At 36.4% G+C, this 17474-nt stretch carries 17 protein-coding genes and 1 pseudogene; 17 read left to right on the forward strand and 1 reads right to left on the reverse strand.

The features are described from left to right. The first annotated feature begins 23 nt into the window (after positions 1–23). The 14 genes from EO120_RS07690 (at position 24) to EO120_RS07755 (ending at position 12956) form a co-directional block, all read left to right on the forward strand. A complete protein-coding gene (locus EO120_RS07690; protein WP_127134899.1) occupies positions 24–578 on the forward strand; it encodes a lytic transglycosylase domain-containing protein in 555 nt (184 codons plus the stop codon). After that, complete coding sequence (locus tag EO120_RS07695) at positions 562–1263, forward strand: hypothetical protein (protein WP_127134900.1); 702 nt, start codon at positions 562–564, stop codon at positions 1261–1263. The genes EO120_RS07690 and EO120_RS07695 overlap by 17 nt, the downstream gene beginning before the upstream one ends. Positions 1264–1457: 194 nt before the next feature. Further along, positions 1458–1916: a ribosome maturation factor RimP gene (locus EO120_RS07700; protein ID WP_127134901.1), complete on the forward strand. Its 459-nt coding sequence runs from the start codon at positions 1458–1460 to the stop codon at positions 1914–1916. A 17-nt stretch (positions 1917–1933) separates the two neighbouring features. Beyond that, positions 1934–3019, forward strand: a complete 1086-nt coding sequence (gene nusA, locus EO120_RS07705) for a transcription termination factor NusA (RefSeq protein ID WP_127134902.1) — start codon at positions 1934–1936, stop codon at positions 3017–3019. Beyond that, the gene (rnpM, locus tag EO120_RS07710; protein WP_127134903.1) at positions 3019–3285 is read left to right on the forward strand and encodes an RNase P modulator RnpM; all 267 of its coding nucleotides are present in this window, start codon (positions 3019–3021) and stop codon (positions 3283–3285) included. The genes nusA and rnpM overlap by 1 nt, the downstream gene beginning before the upstream one ends. Before the next feature lie 3 nt (positions 3286–3288). After that, positions 3289–3594, forward strand: coding sequence for a L7Ae/L30e/S12e/Gadd45 family ribosomal protein (locus EO120_RS07715; RefSeq protein ID WP_127134904.1), 306 nt, complete (start codon positions 3289–3291; stop codon positions 3592–3594). Between the two features lie 15 nt (positions 3595–3609). Then, a complete protein-coding gene (gene infB / locus EO120_RS07720; RefSeq protein WP_127134905.1) occupies positions 3610–5967 on the forward strand; it encodes a translation initiation factor IF-2 in 2358 nt (785 codons plus the stop codon). Positions 5968–5976: 9 nt separating this feature from the next. Then, positions 5977–6363, forward strand: coding sequence for a 30S ribosome-binding factor RbfA (gene rbfA / locus EO120_RS07725; RefSeq protein ID WP_127134906.1), 387 nt, complete (start codon positions 5977–5979; stop codon positions 6361–6363). A gap of 15 nt (positions 6364–6378) precedes the next feature. Beyond that, positions 6379–7323: a DHH family phosphoesterase gene (locus EO120_RS07730; protein ID WP_127134907.1), complete on the forward strand. Its 945-nt coding sequence runs from the start codon at positions 6379–6381 to the stop codon at positions 7321–7323. Next, positions 7323–8309 carry a tRNA pseudouridine synthase B gene (locus EO120_RS07735; protein WP_127134908.1) on the forward strand — a complete coding sequence of 329 codons (987 nt, stop codon included), beginning with the start codon at positions 7323–7325 and terminating at the stop codon, positions 8307–8309. The genes EO120_RS07730 and EO120_RS07735 overlap by 1 nt, the downstream gene beginning before the upstream one ends. Positions 8310–8317: 8 nt before the next feature. Beyond that, positions 8318–9250: a bifunctional riboflavin kinase/FAD synthetase gene (locus EO120_RS07740; RefSeq protein ID WP_127134909.1), complete on the forward strand. Its 933-nt coding sequence runs from the start codon at positions 8318–8320 to the stop codon at positions 9248–9250. 9 nt (positions 9251–9259) lie between these two features. Next, positions 9260–10024, forward strand: coding sequence for a shikimate kinase (locus EO120_RS07745; protein ID WP_127134910.1), 765 nt, complete (start codon positions 9260–9262; stop codon positions 10022–10024). A 20-nt stretch (positions 10025–10044) separates the two neighbouring features. Further along, complete coding sequence (recD2, locus tag EO120_RS07750; RefSeq protein WP_127134911.1) at positions 10045–12198, forward strand: SF1B family DNA helicase RecD2; 2154 nt, start codon at positions 10045–10047, stop codon at positions 12196–12198. Continuing rightward, a complete protein-coding gene (locus EO120_RS07755) occupies positions 12198–12956 on the forward strand; it encodes a ComF family protein (protein WP_127134912.1) in 759 nt (252 codons plus the stop codon). The genes recD2 and EO120_RS07755 overlap by 1 nt, the downstream gene beginning before the upstream one ends. A gap of 149 nt (positions 12957–13105) precedes the next feature. On the opposite strand, the gene EO120_RS07760 is transcribed toward EO120_RS07755, so the two are convergent. After that, positions 13106–13708, reverse strand: coding sequence for an HD-GYP domain-containing protein (locus EO120_RS07760; RefSeq protein ID WP_127134913.1), 603 nt, complete (start codon positions 13706–13708; stop codon positions 13106–13108). 1060 nt (positions 13709–14768) lie between these two features. Here EO120_RS07760 and EO120_RS07765 point away from each other — a divergent pair. From EO120_RS07765 to EO120_RS07775, 3 genes and pseudogenes are all read left to right on the forward strand, one after another. Continuing rightward, a complete protein-coding gene (locus EO120_RS07765; RefSeq protein WP_127134914.1) occupies positions 14769–15575 on the forward strand; it encodes a basic amino acid ABC transporter substrate-binding protein in 807 nt (268 codons plus the stop codon). A 14-nt stretch (positions 15576–15589) separates the two neighbouring features. After that, positions 15590–16240: pseudogene (locus EO120_RS07770) on the forward strand (amino acid ABC transporter permease). Further along, on the forward strand, positions 16237–16956 hold the full coding sequence (locus tag EO120_RS07775; protein WP_127134915.1) for an amino acid ABC transporter ATP-binding protein: 720 nt from the start codon (positions 16237–16239) through the stop codon (positions 16954–16956). Before EO120_RS07770 ends, EO120_RS07775 begins: the two are co-directional and overlap by 4 nt. Positions 16957–17474: the final 518 nt, after the last annotated feature.

The raw sequence follows: 17474 nt of genomic DNA on the forward strand, positions 1-17474 counted from the left end.
ATACATTATGAAAGGGAGGCATTATGAAACGAACGACTGCTACGGCGTTAGCCGTTGCTGTGTTAGGATGGGCATATTTTAATCATTTTCAAGACCCCATCGTTAGACAATTTGCCTACCCCTATGATTACAGAGATGTAGTAGAAGCGGTAGCTGCTAAAGAAGAAGTACCACCATCACTAGTGGCTAGTGTCATTTTAGCGGAGAGCAAATATAAAAATACGGCTCAGTCTGAGTCGGGGGCTATAGGCCTTATGCAACTCATGCCAGATACGGCACGTTGGGTGGCGCAACAAATGGGGCATGGTAATTATACGGATGCACAATTACAGGAGCCGACTACTAATATTGAATTGGGGACGTGGTATTTGTCATATCTATTAAAAGAGTTTAATGGTGATGAAGTACAAGCGTTGGCGGCATATAATGCCGGTCGTGGTCATGTAGAATCGTGGTTGAAAGAGGAAAATTGGAATGGTATGATTGATACTATTCCATTTCCAGAAACCCGTGAATATGTAAGAAATGTATTAACCTATCAAGAAAGGTACGAATCACTATATGGAGACCATCGTTGAAGCTTGTAAAGGCCTAGATTATTCGTGGTTGCCACCTACGATAGATACGTTTAAACTCGTTGTGACAGGTCCAGAGGCTCTTATAGAAACAGAACAAAAATTAGCGGCTGGTGAAGCGGTATTAACGATTCCCTTGTTTCGTTATGAAAATGATTTAGGATGGAAATGGTGTGCCTTATATGATAAAGAGGTAGAAGATTATACCGTTCATGTGGTGATGCCCTTATTTTCTTTTGTAGATATATCCTTTGTTTGTGCTGATTTAGAATCTTTTTGGAAAGGATTACAAGAACGTGCTGTACAGGGGTTAACTAAAATGCTTATTCACAGTAGTGAAAACTTTACCTATACGTATAAACGAAAAGGTTTGCCTACTTGGAATTATGAAACTTGTATGCCGTCAGAATTAGAAGGATTTATTCGGGATATAACACCTAAAAACGCAGTGCGCATGATTAATGGTTCTTTTATCATTGGTGAATATCGGAAAATGGAAGAATGTACGGGGCTCCTAGTCTATTATAATGAATTCCGCGATGAATTTTTTGCAGAACTTCGTTACCATAACTACCCAGAAATCGACCACCATTTAGATTCGAACAGTTTAGATGAATTAGCAGAAGCGTTAACACATAATTTAGCTAATATTCTACATGAATTGAATACAAGAAAAGAATCAATGTAAAATCAAATTGATAGGAAATTTGTACATTTTTAGTAAATTATGGTACAATATATATGACTTTTATATAAACTTTTTTAAGAGTGGACGATTTTGTCCACTCTTTCATTTATGATTAGAGAGATTTTCCTTACTTTCACAATCGTAATTAACATAAAAGAATATAAATTGCAGTAAGTTATAAGGAGGCGATGGCTATGAAAAGGGAGGCCGTAGAGGAATTTGTATCCTCTGTAGTGGAAAAAGTTATAGCTGGCACAGAGTTAGAATTAGTCGATGTCGACTATGTGCGTGAGCGCGACTGGTATCTGCGGGTATATTTAGACAAACCAGGCGGTGTAGACCTCGATGATTGTCAAATGGTGAGTGAAAAATTGAGCGCCGCTCTTGATGAGAAGGATCCGATTACAGAAAATTATCTATTAGAGGTTTCTTCACCAGGTCTTGATCGAGTTCTTAAAAAAGATAAGGATTTCATTCGATACAATGGCCGCGATGTAGATATCCAATTGTTTAAACCTATTGGTGGGTTAAAACAATATACTGGAACTTTACAAGGTTTTAACGACGATACAATTGAATTTTTAATCAATGGTGAAAGCATGACTTTTGAACGGTCTAGCATTGCTCAAATCCGATTACATCTCGATTTTTAATATATGGAGGCATACGAGTGAGTCAAGAATTAATCCAAGCAGTGATGGTGCTAACTAAGGAGAAAGGTTTCGAACCAGAGGTTATTTTTGAATCCTTAGAAGCGGCTTTGTTACAAGCGTATCGAAAGGAACCAACCTCGAATCCTGACGCCTATGTAGAATTGAACCGTGAAACTGGTGCATATAAAGTAATGGCGAAAAAAAAGGTTGTGGAAGCGGTTGAATTTCCTGAAACAGAAATGAGCCTATTAGATGCACGTCAAAAAGATAAACGTTTTGAAACTGGCGATGTAGTAGAAGTAGATGTAACACCTGCTAATTTCGGCCGCAGTGCTGCACATACAGCGAAACAAATGCTCATCCAACGTTTGAAAGAAGCAGAACGTAGTGTTGTATATGAAGAATATTATAGCCGTGAAGGTGATATCATTACTGGAGTTATTACTCGTGTAGAAGGTAAAAACGTATATATCGACCTAGGTAAAACAGAAGCGATTTTGCCTGCTACAGAGCAAATTGCTAATGAAATATATCGTGAAGGGGACCGCATTAAATGCTATATTGTAGAGGTCAAGAAAACTACGAAGGGCCCTCAAATTATGATTTCCCGTACTCATCCAGGCTTATTAAAACGCCTCTTTGAGTTAGAAGTACCAGAAATTTATGAAGGTGTAGTAGAACTTAAATCTGTTGCTCGTGAGCCAGGCATGCGTTCTAAAATTGCCGTATTTAGTCGTGATGAAAGTATCGATCCTGTAGGTGCATGTGTAGGTCCTAAAGGGCAACGTGTACAACATATTGTCGATGAATTACATGATGAAAAAATCGATATCGTAAAATGGGATGAAGATCCAGCTATTTATATTGCAAATTCTTTGAGCCCAGCGAAGGTTATTTCTGTTGACGTTAGTGAAACTGAAAAATCTTCTTACGTAGTAGTGCCAGATTATCAATTGTCCTTAGCTATTGGAAAAGCAGGCCAAAATGCTCGCCTTGCTGCTAAATTGACAAATTGGAAAATTGATATTAAAAGTGAAACACAAGCAGCAGAAAATCCTTTCACAGGATTTGGTGTTGCATCCGATGAGGCAAGTGAAGCATAATGAAAAGCAAATCTCAACCTATGCGAACCTGTGTAGGCTGTGGTGAACCAAAGAGTAAACGTGAGTTAATTCGCGTTGCATTGAGCCCAGAAGGCATTATTAGTATTGATAAAACTGGTAAGGCGCCTGGCCGCGGTGCGTATATTTGTCCTTCTATGGATTGCTTGCAAGCAGCTTATAAAGGTAAGAAATTAGAACGTTCCTTGAAACACGGCGTATCAAAAGATGTGTATGAAACATTACAACAAGATTTGGAACAGCAATAAATAATGAATATAGATAAAATTTTAAATCTCTTAGGATTAGCACAACGTGCAGGTAGTTTGAGTTCCGGTGATTTTATCGTAGAAAAATCAATGAAAAAAAAGGAACCAAAACTTATACTACTCGCTGCTGATTGTGCATCCAATAATGAAAAGAAATATATACAATTAGCAGAAATACATCATATCCCATTGCGCAAAATCGCTGATAAAGAGGCGTTAGGCAGGGCTATAGGGAAAGAAGTCCGTGTTGTTGTAGCCGTGCAGGATGATGGATTTGCAAAGGCATTACTAAAAGAGATTGATCAGTAATAAGGGGGTATGTAGATGTCCAAAAAGCGCGTTCACGAAATCGCCAAGGAATTTGGCGTAGAAAGTAAGCAGGTCATTTCTATCTTGCAACAACATAATTTTGAAAACATTACTAAAGCAGTAAATACTGTAGATGATGAAGGTTATAATGTGGTAAAACAACAATTAGGTAAAGGTAATATTAAACAGGTTGAGTCAAAATCTAATATGCAAGATAACCACAAAAAAAATAATCATCAACAAAAACAACAAGGTCAAAAGCAAGACCACAAACAAGATAATAAAAAACAAGTACGTCACGTACAAATTAACGAGCCAACACAAAAAAATAGTTCCAAACAAGACCATAAGGGCAATCGTAATAATAGCGACAAACGTAACAATGATCACCGCAATAGTCATGGGGAATCTCGTAATAATGACAATCGTTCGGATGTAGTAGCTAACGATAATCGAAATGGTCGTAATGATGACCGCCGTAATAAGAAAAATAAAAAAGGTGGAAATAATCGTCCTCAATCTTTGTTGAGTACGTCGATGCAAAAGAAAAAAAATAAAGTAAAACACCGTAATGAGCAATATTTGCAACAAAAAGCGGAAGAAGAACGTAAAGCACAAGCAGCTATTGCTAGTGAAATCGAATTAAGTGGATCCCTAACAGTTAAAGAATTAGCTGAAAAAATGGGCCGTGAAGTATCTGAAATTATCAAAAAATTAATGCTCTTAGGTGTAATGGCAAGTATTAACCAAGAAGTAGATTTAGATACAGCCACAATCGTAGCCGAAGAATTTGGTGTTGTAGTAAAAGAAGTAGAACCTGAAGAGGATCCTACAGATATTATTGAAATCGAGGATGCACCAGAAACATTGAAACCTCGTCCGCCAGTTGTTACTATTATGGGACATGTTGACCATGGTAAAACATCTTTGTTGGATGTAATTCGTCAAACTAATGTAACTGCTGGTGAAGCAGGTGGTATTACACAACATATTGGTGCGTACCAAGTCCGTTACAATGATAATAAGATTACATTCCTTGATACACCAGGGCATGAGGCTTTTACAGCAATGCGTTTGCGCGGTGCAAAATCTACAGATATTGCGGTTTTAGTAGTTGCTGCCGATGATGGTGTAATGCCACAAACTATTGAGGCTATTAATCATGCTAAATCTGCAGAAGTACCTATCATCGTAGCTATCAATAAAATGGATAAACCCGGTGCCAACCCTGATCATGTAAAACAACAATTGTCTGAACATGGTCTATTACCAGAAGAGTGGGGCGGCGATGTCATTATGGTTCCAGTATCGGCAAAACAAAAACAAGGTATTGATGATTTATTAGAAAATATTTTGCTCGTTGCAGAAGTAATGGAACTCAAGGCGAACCCTAACCGTAAGGCATACGGTGTCGTTATTGAAGCACAGCTCGACAAAGGCCGTGGTGCAGTATGTACTGTGCTTGTACAAAAAGGTTCTCTCCGTGTAGGTGATACTGTATTGGCAGGTACCGCGTATGGTAAGGTTCGTGCTATGACAAATGAACGCGGCGAAAAGGTGAAAGTGGCTCGTCCATCTATGCCAGTGGAAATCCTCGGTTTCTCTGAAGTACCACAAGCTGGTGAAATCATCAATGGTATGGAGGATAATGAAGCGCGTGCCATTGCAGAAAAACGTATTGCAAAACAACGCGTTCAAGAATTAAATGCTACTCACAAAGTTACCTTGGACGATATTTTCAATCAAATTCAACAAGGGGAATTGAAAGACTTAAATATCATTATTAAGGCCGATGTACAAGGCTCTGTAGAAGCTTTGCGTCAATCGTTAGAAGGTATTAAAAATCCAGAAGTTCGTATCGTCATTGTTCATGCTGCAGTAGGGGCTATTAATGAATCAGATATTATGCTTGCATCTGCGTCTAATGCTATCGTAATGGGCTTTAATGTACGTCCAGATGCAAATGTACGCCGCGCTGCGGAAAATGAAAAGGTTGACCTTCGTACTTACCGTGTTATTTATGATGCTATCAACGATGTTGAATCCGCGATGCGTGGCATGTTAGCACCACAATTCAAAGAAGTCGTAGTAGGCCGTGCAGAAGTACGTCAAGTTATTTCTACACCAAAAGCAATTGTTGCCGGTTCTTATGTAACGGAAGGTCGTATTACCAACGATTCGGAAGTTCGTTTGATTCGTGATGGCATCGTTGTATTTGAAGGTAAAGTGGATTCCTTACGTCGTTTCAAAGACGAAGTAAAAGAAGTAAAAACATCTTTCGAATGTGGTATTTCCTTAGAAGGTTACCGCGATATCAAGGAAGGTGACGTTATCGAAGCGTACTTGATGGAAGAAATTGCACCTCAATTTTAGGAGGTTATTATGAGTGATGTTCGGGTAAGAAAATTACAAGAATTCATCAAACAAGAAGTAAGTCAAATGTTGATGCGAGGTCTCAAAGATCCTCGTATCGGCTTTACTACTATCACAGATGTACATGTAACTGGTGATTTGCGGGAAGCCACTATTTACGTCAGCTTGTTTGGTTCCGATAAGGAAAAACAAGATACCCTTATCGCATTACAACATGCAGCTGGTCACATTCGTACAGAGCTTGGCAAAGTTCTTCGTTTGCGTCATATTCCAGAGATTTCTTTTGATAAAGATACATCTCTCGATTACAGCATGCATATCGAATCCCTTTTGAATGAAATCAAAAAGGATGAACACACTAGAGATGCATCCTCTGAAGATGATACATCTAATTAATATATAGGATGAGACATGAGTAATATAACGATAAATCAATTACACATGGCTCTGTGTGAAGCTAATTCTATTTTGCTCACCGTACACATTCGCCCCGATGGTGATGCTATTGGTTCTATGCTGGCTTTTTACGAAGCCCTTATAGCACAAGGCAAAACCGTACATATGGTGGTGGATGATGTAATACCAGAGAAATTTTCGTTTTTGAAATATATAGATTACATCCATGATGTGTCTTATTTAGAAACTAATGCAATATCTGTAGATATGCTCATGGTATTAGATGCTAGCACGTATGAACGAATTGGTAGAGTAGGTGCACTATGTAGTGCACCTATTTTTAATATAGATCATCATATTTCTAATACGAAATTTGCTGATTATCTATATTTAAAATCCAATTTTGCTGCTACTGGTGAAATTATTACCTATTTGTGCAAAGAATGGAATTGGCCTATTACAGAGTCCATGGGAACCGCATTATATATGGCTATCGCTACAGACTGTGGTTTCTTTAAATTTAGTAATACTACAGCGCATACTTTGGAAATGGCCAGTTATTGTGTAGCAGCTGGGGCGCATCCTAATGTAGTCTCTGAGACAATTGAAGCTATTAGTGCAGACCGTCTCGAATTGACAAAACAAGTGATGCAAACTATCGGTTTTTATAAACACAATACGGTGGCTACCATCGAATTGTGTCCCGCTGTGATGGCTATTCTTGGTGATGACACTGATGGATTTGTAGATATCATCCGAAATGTAGATACAGTAGATATCGCCATTCTATTAAAAGGTGAAAGTCCTAATCGTACGCGAATCAGTTTTCGCTCTAAAGGCACAGATGTAAATGCTATTGCTCAACAATTTGGCGGTGGCGGACATATTCGTGCCGCAGGCTGCACTATTATGAAGAATATTGAAGAGGCAAAGTCTGAATTATTGGAGGCTATTGGTTAATGGACGGGGTATTACCATTTTTGAAACCACCTGGCATTACGAGTCATGATGCAGTGGCAATATGTCGACGTATTTTGAAAGAAAAACGCATTGGTCATAGTGGTACCTTAGACCCAATGGCATATGGTGTGCTACCTATTTTTCTTGGCAAGGCAACCCGTCTTATTGAGTATACTGATGAGTTCAGTAAAACTTATGTAGCAGAATGTAAATTTGGCACCTTCACTGATACAGAAGATAGCACAGGACAACCTGTATTACCAGATTCATCTATGTCCCTGGTATCAGGTGTGGTTCTGCATGAAAATATGGTACATACAAATAGTAGTGGTGAAACAGATTATATAGAAAATGTAGTACCAGTTGGCTCATATATAACTGATGATATTATGGTACCGTCGTGGCAACAGCTTAATGAAGTATTAGCTACATTTGTAGGTACTCAACAGCAGACTCCTTCAAAATATTCGGCTATTAAAGTCAATGGGATTCGTGCTTATGAATATGCGCGAAAAGGTATTCCCATAGAATTACCTAGCCGTGCTATTACGATAGAATCCATTGAATTACTGGCCTATGGATTCCCTTATTTCACTATTCGTGTAACTTGTTCTGGAGGGACATATATTCGTTCTTTGTTGCGCGATATTTGCTTGAAATTAGGTATTCCTGGTACAATGACGTCTTTAGCAAGGACTGAGGTAGGTCCATTTACAATAAAGGGTTCTTATATGGCAGAGGAACTGATGGTTCGTGGCGAGAGTTTATTGTTACCGACGGATTCTGCAGTATTGCATCTTTCAAAAATAGACGTAGATAGTGTACAATTAAAGATGATGGTGCAAGGTAAGGAATTACCAATCGTTGAATCTTTTGCGCATACCGTACCGTCACAATATTATAGAGCCTATGGTCCAAGTGGATTTATAGGTATTGTAAAACGAACATCTCAATCCATACGGGTAGAGAAAAATATTTTTATTTAAGGATACTTATGAAGCAATTACACTCCTTTGATGATTTGCATCAAATTCACAGTAAAATTGTATATGCACTGGGTACATTTGATGGATTACATAAGGGTCATCAAAAGGTTATTGATAATGCTATTGCAGAAGCAAAACAATATAATGGTGTTACCGTTCTTGTTACTTTTGATGCGCATCCAATGACTATATTACGACCTGAGCGGGTACCTAAACGGGTTCTCGCAGCAGATATAATGGATGAAATTTTAGAAACATTACAAGTAGACTATATTTTGCGATTACCAATGAATCAAGATTTGCTCAATATGTCTCCTAGTGATTTTTTACATCATCTCTGCGATGGTCTCGATGTGGTGGGGATGGTAGTAGGCACAAATTTTACATTTGGTGCTAAAGGGGTTGGTACACCAAAGACTATGATTGATGCTCTTACATCAAAAGGTATTCACATTATTGTGGAACCTCTTTTGCCAACTTTAGAAGGGCCTATTTCAAGCACTGCTATTCGCAAAGCTATAGAAGAAGGGCGCATGGAGGATGCTACATCATGGCTTGGTAGACCGTATCAATTTAAAGGTATTGTTATCAAAGGGGATCAACGAGGACGCACATTAGGGTTTCCAACACTTAATTTATTGTTGCCCAATGAAATGGCTATACCTCCAGATGGTGTGTATGCCAATCGTGTGTGTATCGACGGTGTTTGGTATAACGGTGTTGGTAATATAGGCGATAATCCTACTTTTATGAATCAGTATCATCGCTGTGAAGTACATGTATTCGATTTTGACCGTAATATATATGGACACCAAGTGACTGTTCAATTTATTTCGTATTTGCGTGGGGAAATAAAATTTAACGCATTGCAAGACTTAATTGATCAAATGAAAATTGATGAAGCCCAAGCTTTGTCGATTTTACAGGACTATAGACCATAAGGGGGAGCTATGGATATTAAAGAAGCACGTGAGAAAATAGATGGCATTGACACACAATTAGTAGCATTGTTTGAAGAGCGTTTATCTCTCATCGAAGTGATTGGTAAATATAAAGATGAACATCATTTACCGCTTATTGATGAAACGCGGGATCGAGAAATCATCGTCGGTCATAAAGAATCTTGCAAGGATGTGCAACTGTCACCATATGTTGAATCCTATATGAAACAAGTTGTATCTATTAGCAACGAGTTTTTAAAAGAACATATGCATAAACACATTTTTCTTATCGGTATGCCTGGTGCAGGTAAAACAACGGTTGGTAAAATGTTAGCAAAAGAATTAAGACGCGATTTTTATGATTTAGATCAAACTATTCAAGATAAAGTAGGCAAATCTGTGCAAAATATTTTTATCTATGATGGTAAAGATGCATTTAGCGAATATGAATACGAAACAATTAAAGAGTTGATTCATAATAAACCAGCTGTTATTGCTACTGGTGGTGGCACCGTAACATCTGAAAAAACTGTTAATCTTATGAGAAATAATGGCCTCGTCGTATTTGTAAATCGCGATGTGAACCATATTCTAGATGATTTAGATTTAGAGATTCGTCCACTTGTAAAAGAAAGTATTGAGTATATTTTTAATGTATATGAAGAACGCTATCCATTATATGAGCAGGTAGCGCACATTAAAATTGGTAACGAAGGTAGCATTACTGATGCAGTACAAGAAATTATTGAAGCGTTACCAAATACGGAAAAATAAGGGGTCGAATTGGAGATAACATGGAAGCCATACGAGGATTTGTATATCGAATTATATATCAGAATACACAGAACACGTATTGCGTATTCCTGTTAAAAGACTATAACGAAGAAACCATCCCTTGTACCGGTCGATTCGAAGCACCTAAAGAGGGAGAAGATATTGAATTAAAAGGTCGTTACGTAGAACATCAAAAATACGGATATCAATTTGATGCATCTAGTATTGAAAAATTGAAACCTGATAATATGGGGGCCGCTCGTACATACTTAATGAATCTAGGTATTAAAGGGCTTGGGGAAAAATCGGTTGAAAAAATCTGCGATTATTTTGGACTTCGTCTCCTTGATGTATTGCGTGAGGACCAGCCTAAAGAAATTAAAGATGTACCGGGGCTTCGTCAATCTGTTAAAGATGAGCTCTACAATACATTGCTAGGGGAAGGTATATTATCTGAGCTGAATCATTTTTTTGAATCCCATCAAATTTCTGCTAAATGGTCTAGACAAGTGTATACTTATTATGGTGCTGGATCGATTGCTGTTTTAGAGGATAATCCTTATACCTTGCTTCGTATAGCTCCTGATATGTTGTTTAATACGGCCGATACATTAGCTTTTAATTTAGGTATTGCCATAGATGATGAGCGCCGTTTAGAGGCTGGTATTAATTGGATTTTAGGACTTTTGGACAATCAAGGTCATACTTGTTTGCCTGTAGATGAATTGATTAGTCGTGCATATCAACTCCTCAATGTAGATCCTGATATGATTGCTGATTTTATTGAAACTATTATTTCTCAAGGTATACTGTACAGTACATATTATGATGATATTCTTTACATTTATCCTCCTGAAATGTATGTGTCAGAAGTAGAAGGGGTTCATTATACACGAGATTTTCTCATCGAAGCAGATCCTATAGCTTTGGATATACCTAATTTTATTGAACGTTTTGAATCTGATAATCATATTACTTTTGGCTCAGAGCAAAAGGAAGCTATAGAATTATCATTTTTTGAAAAATTTTCTCTCATTACAGGGGGGCCTGGAACAGGGAAAACGACGATTATTAAAGCTTTAGTTAAAGGTTTTCAGCTCGGTGGCTTAGGACGTATTGTTCTATGTGCTCCTACAGGACGTGCAGCGAAACGCCTAACAGAGGCTACTGAGTTTGAAGCTACAACGATACATCGTTTATTGATGCCTGTAGTAGGCAGTGATTCTTATGATTTCACAAAAAATGAAGATGACCCATTAGATATCGATGTCATTATTATCGATGAAGCATCGATGCTCAATGTGAGACTTTATTATTCTTTAATGGCTGCTATTCCTAGAGAAGCTCATGTTATTATCGTTGGGGATGTGGATCAATTGCCTCCTATTGGTGCAGGTTTTGTTTTGAAAGACATGCTTGATAGTGATATGGTGCCTTATACACGATTACATCAAATTTATCGTCAGAACTCTGGTAATAGTATCGTCGATAGTGCGTATGCTATCAACCGTGGTGACATGCCCAATCTCGATGCAAACAGAGATGAGTTTACTTTCATAGCCGTTAATTCGTTAACGGATATGATGAAAGCTATTATTGATGTATATAAACGGGAAAAAGAAAATGTAGACGATGAGCTAGATATTCAAATTATTTCTCCTATGCGGCGCGGTAAGGCAGGGAGTACCAGTATTTCACAATATGTACAGCAAGCTGTTAACCCTGCCGAAAGTTATAAAGGAGAAGTGCGTGCTAATGGTATTACTTATCGTGTTGGCGATAAGGTGATACAAGTCATGAACAATTATGAATTAGAAGTATTTAATGGTGAAATTGGTATTATTTATGCTATTACTAAGACCGATATTTGCATTCGTTTTATCCATAAAGAAGTGCGATTATCCGTCGATGAAGCGCATATGATTATGCCTGCCTATGCCATTACGGTTCATAAGAGTCAAGGTAGTGAATATGGTGTTGTTATCATTCCATTCATTCCTATGTATGGTAATATGTTACAGCGTAATCTATTATATACAGCGGTAACTCGGGCGAAACGGAGGGTCATCATGATTGGCACCAAGAATTCCGTTGAGCGTGCCGTTAAGACCGTTAATGGTGAAGAACGATATACATTGTTTAAAGAACGGTTGCAACGAAAGTGTGATGGATAATGGGGTTTTTAGATTTTTTATTTCCTCCTCTGTGCCCTCATTGTGGGGCACCTGTAGTTAGCCAAGGTCGTTGGTGTGATTCGTGTATTGATGATGTACTACATATCAGACAAGTGCCACAAAAATTTTTACACTCCCTTGATAAAGTTTGGATACTAGCCGATTATCGAGGTGGCATTAAGTCCATGATATATGATGTAAAATTTAATGCGAAAAAGGAGCAGTCCAAAGGAGCTGCTCCTTTTTTAGCATCGTACAATTTGTACGTACACGAATATATGCCACATTATATAGTGCCTATTCCATCTAGCGAGGAAAAAAAGAAAATACGAGGGTATAATCAAGTTGATTTATTTTTTATGGGATGGGCTAATTGTTTAGAAGAAAGTAATGTCTTAAAAGAAAATGAATGCTTTAGCCCATATAGGGATAACAATAATCATAGATTTATATGTAGCGATTGTAAACAAAAAGTGTATGAAATAGATGAGCATTATTTTGTATGGCTCGACTGTTTATATAAAATGGATACTCATAAGGATATGTGGCGCCTCACTGGTACTGAGCGATTAGAAACGGTGAAACATGCATTTATGTGGAATTGTGAATACAATGAAACTATAATAAAAGGGAAACGTATTTTATTAGTAGATGATATATACACTACAGGGGCTACATTAGAATCAGCAGGTGCTGTGTTACGTCAATACAAACCTGCATCAATAGAGTCACTGACTTTAGCCAGTGGGAGTTTTTAGTATTGGTATTTTTATAAGGTGGGGGCTATTTCTACTCAATATAATCTAATTTGTAAGTATAATTTCCTCTGAATAAATGTAAATATGGAAATAAAACGAGTCTTACCATGATGATAAGACTCGTTTTTACGTATTATTTTCTTGTTAGATTATCCTAATACTTCGATGAACGCTTTCACGACATCTGGATCAAAGAGCGAACCGGAAGCACTGAATAATTCTTCTTTTGCTTTCGATTTTGTTTTTGCCCAAAATTCTGTAGAGGGATTTACAGTAGAATCGTAGTAATCTGCTACAGCAATGATACGAGCACCTAGTGGAATATTGGCACCTCGTAAATGTTTTGGATATCCAGAACCATCCCATTTTTCATGATGGTAGCGGATATAAGGCAAAATTTGTTGGCAACATGGATAATTTTCAATCATGTTGGCGCCACTTGCTGCATGTTGTTTGTATTTAGACATTTCTTGTTTATTTAGATATGGTGCTTTTTGTATCATCGTATTAGGAATCATCAATAATCCCACATCATGTAAAAGTGCAGCATGACGAATTTGTTCGATTTCATTTAATGGTAATCCCATCTTTGCGGCAATGCTCACTGCATAGTTGGACACTTGTACGGAATGCGTATACAAGTGATAGCTTTTCATCTGAATCATCTGCAACAGTTGAGCACTTATGGCTTCTAAACTATCTTTCTCTAATTCATACAGTCCAGATGGCTGCATTAAAGATAACATAAACATAGTAAACCCCTCTAACACTAGGATGTACAAACCAACCCCAATGGCTTATACATCGTACAACTTAAGGCCGATCTTCTTTAACAGTATTCGTATTATACACTAAATCTTGAGATTTGTGTATGTGGTAAAAGTGTCAAAAAACATCAAGTATTCATATTTAGCATAGAAAAAGTAATTGACAAAAACAGAATGCATTAAGTACGAGGGTTCAAAATTATGTATTAATAAATATAATGGAATAATGAAGAAAAACTTATGGTTTCTATTCCTATTTTCTATACATAGAAAATTAGGGGTTGAAATTTTAATTCTCATGCAATTGATAATATATAAAATATATGTTTGCATTAATTGTTTGTTATTATATTTTGCTTTCTTTCTATTACGTTAACAGAATTGATAGACTAGATGTTTATAAAAGTAAAAGGTAGATAACCTTGCTATATACGTTTTGAATACGAAGTAAGGTATAGACAATATAGAGTTATTTCATCTATAATAAATATAATACGGGTCTGTGGTTGTAAGTCGAGGCCAGTCGCAGGCAAAACGATCCACATAAGCAGTTAAAAAACTGTGAGCATGGTGCGGCTTAGATGTAAGTCCTGCCGGTAAACCGAGAGGAGTAGTAGTGGGGGGTCTCAGACCTATGAGCGAACCTTCCAGCAGGCGAGTGTGGGGGCAAAGACCAGGTCAGCCGTATAACGGGCACATGAGGCTTTTCTCATGTGCTTTTTGCGTTGTATTTTATGAAAAGTGAAATGATTGCAGAATATAATGATTGCTAAATACTTAGATTTGCAAAAAAAATTTTGTCTTATATCTCAGGAGTTTTCCATTTTCTTATGCATATGTATATAAAAAGCTGATTTTCATTGTAATTGTTAGCTTTGAATATACAGTGGAAGTATAAATATTCGAATGCTGTATAAAAAAGATTGAAATATGCCGAATATACAAGTTCTATAGAGAATTTTATACAAAAATATTGACATAAATATTCCTTATATATATACTATGAATATAGTGAAATATGGTTTATTAAGTGGGGGATGACAGAATGATTCACAATAAAGTAAAAAAAATAATTCTAGGTAGTTTGATGATTGTTATGGCTGGTTCCGTCGTAGGTGGTTGCGGATCAGATACTGCATCTAAAAATGAAAAAATCGTAGTTGGTACTAATGCTACATTTGTGCCGTTTGAATTTAAAGATGATAAAACTGGCGATTATACAGGTTTTGATATTGAATTGATTCGCGCTATTGGTAAACGTCTTAACAAAAATGTAGAACTTAAAAACGTATCTTTTGATGCTTTGATTCCTGCTTTAAATACACATGATATCGATGTAGCAGCATCTGGTATGACTATTACAAAAGCAAGAAGCGAAAAGGTATTATTTTCTTCACCATATTATGAAAATGCATTGGCTATCGTGTATAAAGGTGCTACGGATATTAATAGCTTAGATGACTTAAAAGGGAAAAAAGTAGCGGCTCAATTAGGAACAACTGGTGCTGATTTGGCTCATAAAATTGATGGTACTATAGTAAAAGAATTTGACCATAGTAATGAAGCTTTGTTAGAATTACAGAATGGTGGTGTTGATGCAACTGTAATTGATTTGCCGGTAGCGCAATATTATAGTACTAAACATCCAGATCAAAATATTAAATTTTTAGCATATCCTAATACTAAAGAATATTTAGGACTGGCAATAAATAAGGATAATAAAGCATTGCAAGAACAAATTAATAAAGCTATTGCTGATATGAAAGCAGATGGTGAATTTAATACATTATATAAAAAATGGTTCAACGTTGATGCGCCAGCGGATATGCCGGTAGTTTTAGATTTTAAATAATAAGGGAGTAATGGATGGACTGGAATGTCATAATCAACAATTTTCCTTTGCTGTTGCAAGGGGCTTTAGTGACTGTTGAAATTACAGCTATGTCTGTAGGCTGTGGTTTTCTTATTGGTTTGTTAGTAGCTTTGGCGGGATTATCTCGATTTACAATCGTACGGTTGTTATCAAAGTGCTATGTAGATATTATCCGTGGTACACCGTTATTGGTACAAATTTTCTTAATCTACTTTGCATTGCCAATGTTAACAGGCCAACGTGTCGATCCATTCATTGCTGCCGTAACAGCATGTAGTATTAACTCTGGTGCCTATGTATCTGAGATTTTCCGTGCGGGCATTCAATCAATTGATAAAGGTCAAATGGAAGCCGGTCGTTCTCTAGGTTTATCTTGAGTTCAAACTATGCGCTACATCATTATGCCACAAGCTTTTAGAGCTATTATTCCGCCATTGGGGAATGAATTTATTGCTATGTTAAAAGATTCTTCCTTAGTTTCTGTTATTGGATTTGAGGAATTGACACGTCGTGGTCAATTAATTATTGCAAAAACTTATGCATCCTTTGAAATTTGGGGTGCTGTTGCCATAATATACTTGGTTATGACTGTAAGTATCTCCCAATTAGTTGGTTACTTGGAAAGGAAAAATAGCGCAAAATGATTATCTTAGATAATGTACGTAAATCCTTTGGGAAAAATGAAGTATTAAAAGGTATTAATCTTCGTGTAAATAAAGGTGAGGTCGTAGTTATTATTGGCCCGTCTGGTTCTGGTAAAAGTACGGTGTTACGTACTATGAACTATTTAGAAGAACCTACTAGTGGCAAAGTTATCGTAGATGGTATGGATTTATCTGATAAGGATAAATTAAATGAAGTTCGCACAGAAGTAGGTATGGTATTCCAAAACTTTAATTTATTTCCTCATATGACAGTATTGGAAAATTTAACATTGGCTCAAACCAAGGTACGTAAAACATCAAAAAATGAAGCTGACCAAATTGCTATTAAATTATTAGAACGTGTTGGGTTGGCAGATAAAGCTGATGCATATCCTAATTCTTTATCAGGTGGTCAGAAACAGCGTGTTGCTATTGCTCGTGCGTTAGCGATGAAACCGAAAGTAATGCTTTTCGATGAACCTACATCGGCATTAGATCCTGAAATGGTTCGTGAAGTATTAGATGTTATGAAATCATTGGCTAAAGATGGAATGACTATGGTTATCGTTACTCATGAAATGGGATTTGCAAAAGAAGTAGCTCATCGTGTACTATTTGTGGATGGTGGTCTTATTTTAGAAGACGGTACACCTAAACAAGTATTTGATGAACCTACTAATGATAGAACAAAATTATTTTTATCGAAAATTTTATAATTAGGTATAGTTTAGCTTTGTAAATTAAATATATATAAATGTGCATAGAACTGTTTGTACTATTTGTTATATATACTTATTTATTAGGCATACTACTAAAGAAGTAGCTCTTGATTGTTGTTTGATGATTAAGGGCTATTTTTGTATTTATAAATAAGAGAACATTTAGAAAATATATTTTATCTGCATATGAATGTATACTCTAAAGATATATCACATAATCTGATGAGTGGAAAATCATATAATATAGATAAACCTTTATATAAAATCTTTATTCTGTATAATTTAATCTGTATTTACAGATTATTAATATAAATATTTGTGATATGAATTGAATTTATACATATAAGGATGTGAATAATAACTTTTAATGCAACTATGATTTATTAATATAGATGTAGGCTTATAGATAGTTAAAATATACATACAAAAAGAGTATCGTAAAATCGATAGTTATTGCTGTAGATGATGTTACTGAGTAATTTTAAATATTTGTATAATCATTAAAAATACATTTA

The organism is Veillonella caviae (genome assembly GCF_003992125.1).
Classification (GTDB): domain Bacteria; phylum Bacillota; class Negativicutes; order Veillonellales; family Veillonellaceae; genus Veillonella; species Veillonella caviae.

Coding starts and splice junctions, on each gene's coding strand:
- infB (WP_127134905.1), top strand. CDS start 3,610: ATGTCCAAAAAGCGCGTTCACGAAATCGCCAAGGAATTTGGCGTAGAA.
- rnpM (WP_127134903.1), top strand. CDS start 3,019: ATGAAAAGCAAATCTCAACCTATGCGAACCTGTGTAGGCTGTGGTGAA.
- EO120_RS07740 (WP_127134909.1), top strand. CDS start 8,318: ATGAAGCAATTACACTCCTTTGATGATTTGCATCAAATTCACAGTAAA.
- EO120_RS07730 (WP_127134907.1), top strand. CDS start 6,379: ATGAGTAATATAACGATAAATCAATTACACATGGCTCTGTGTGAAGCT.
- EO120_RS07765 (WP_127134914.1), top strand. CDS start 14,769: ATGATTCACAATAAAGTAAAAAAAATAATTCTAGGTAGTTTGATGATT.
- EO120_RS07775 (WP_127134915.1), top strand. CDS start 16,237: ATGATTATCTTAGATAATGTACGTAAATCCTTTGGGAAAAATGAAGTA.
- rbfA (WP_127134906.1), top strand. CDS start 5,977: ATGAGTGATGTTCGGGTAAGAAAATTACAAGAATTCATCAAACAAGAA.
- recD2 (WP_127134911.1), top strand. CDS start 10,045: ATGGAAGCCATACGAGGATTTGTATATCGAATTATATATCAGAATACA.
- EO120_RS07735 (WP_127134908.1), top strand. CDS start 7,323: ATGGACGGGGTATTACCATTTTTGAAACCACCTGGCATTACGAGTCAT.
- EO120_RS07690 (WP_127134899.1), top strand. CDS start 24: ATGAAACGAACGACTGCTACGGCGTTAGCCGTTGCTGTGTTAGGATGG.
- EO120_RS07700 (WP_127134901.1), top strand. CDS start 1,458: ATGAAAAGGGAGGCCGTAGAGGAATTTGTATCCTCTGTAGTGGAAAAA.
- EO120_RS07755 (WP_127134912.1), top strand. CDS start 12,198: ATGGGGTTTTTAGATTTTTTATTTCCTCCTCTGTGCCCTCATTGTGGG.
- EO120_RS07760 (WP_127134913.1), bottom strand. CDS start 13,708: ATGTTTATGTTATCTTTAATGCAGCCATCTGGACTGTATGAATTAGAG.
- EO120_RS07715 (WP_127134904.1), top strand. CDS start 3,289: ATGAATATAGATAAAATTTTAAATCTCTTAGGATTAGCACAACGTGCA.
- EO120_RS07695 (WP_127134900.1), top strand. CDS start 562: ATGGAGACCATCGTTGAAGCTTGTAAAGGCCTAGATTATTCGTGGTTG.
- EO120_RS07745 (WP_127134910.1), top strand. CDS start 9,260: ATGGATATTAAAGAAGCACGTGAGAAAATAGATGGCATTGACACACAA.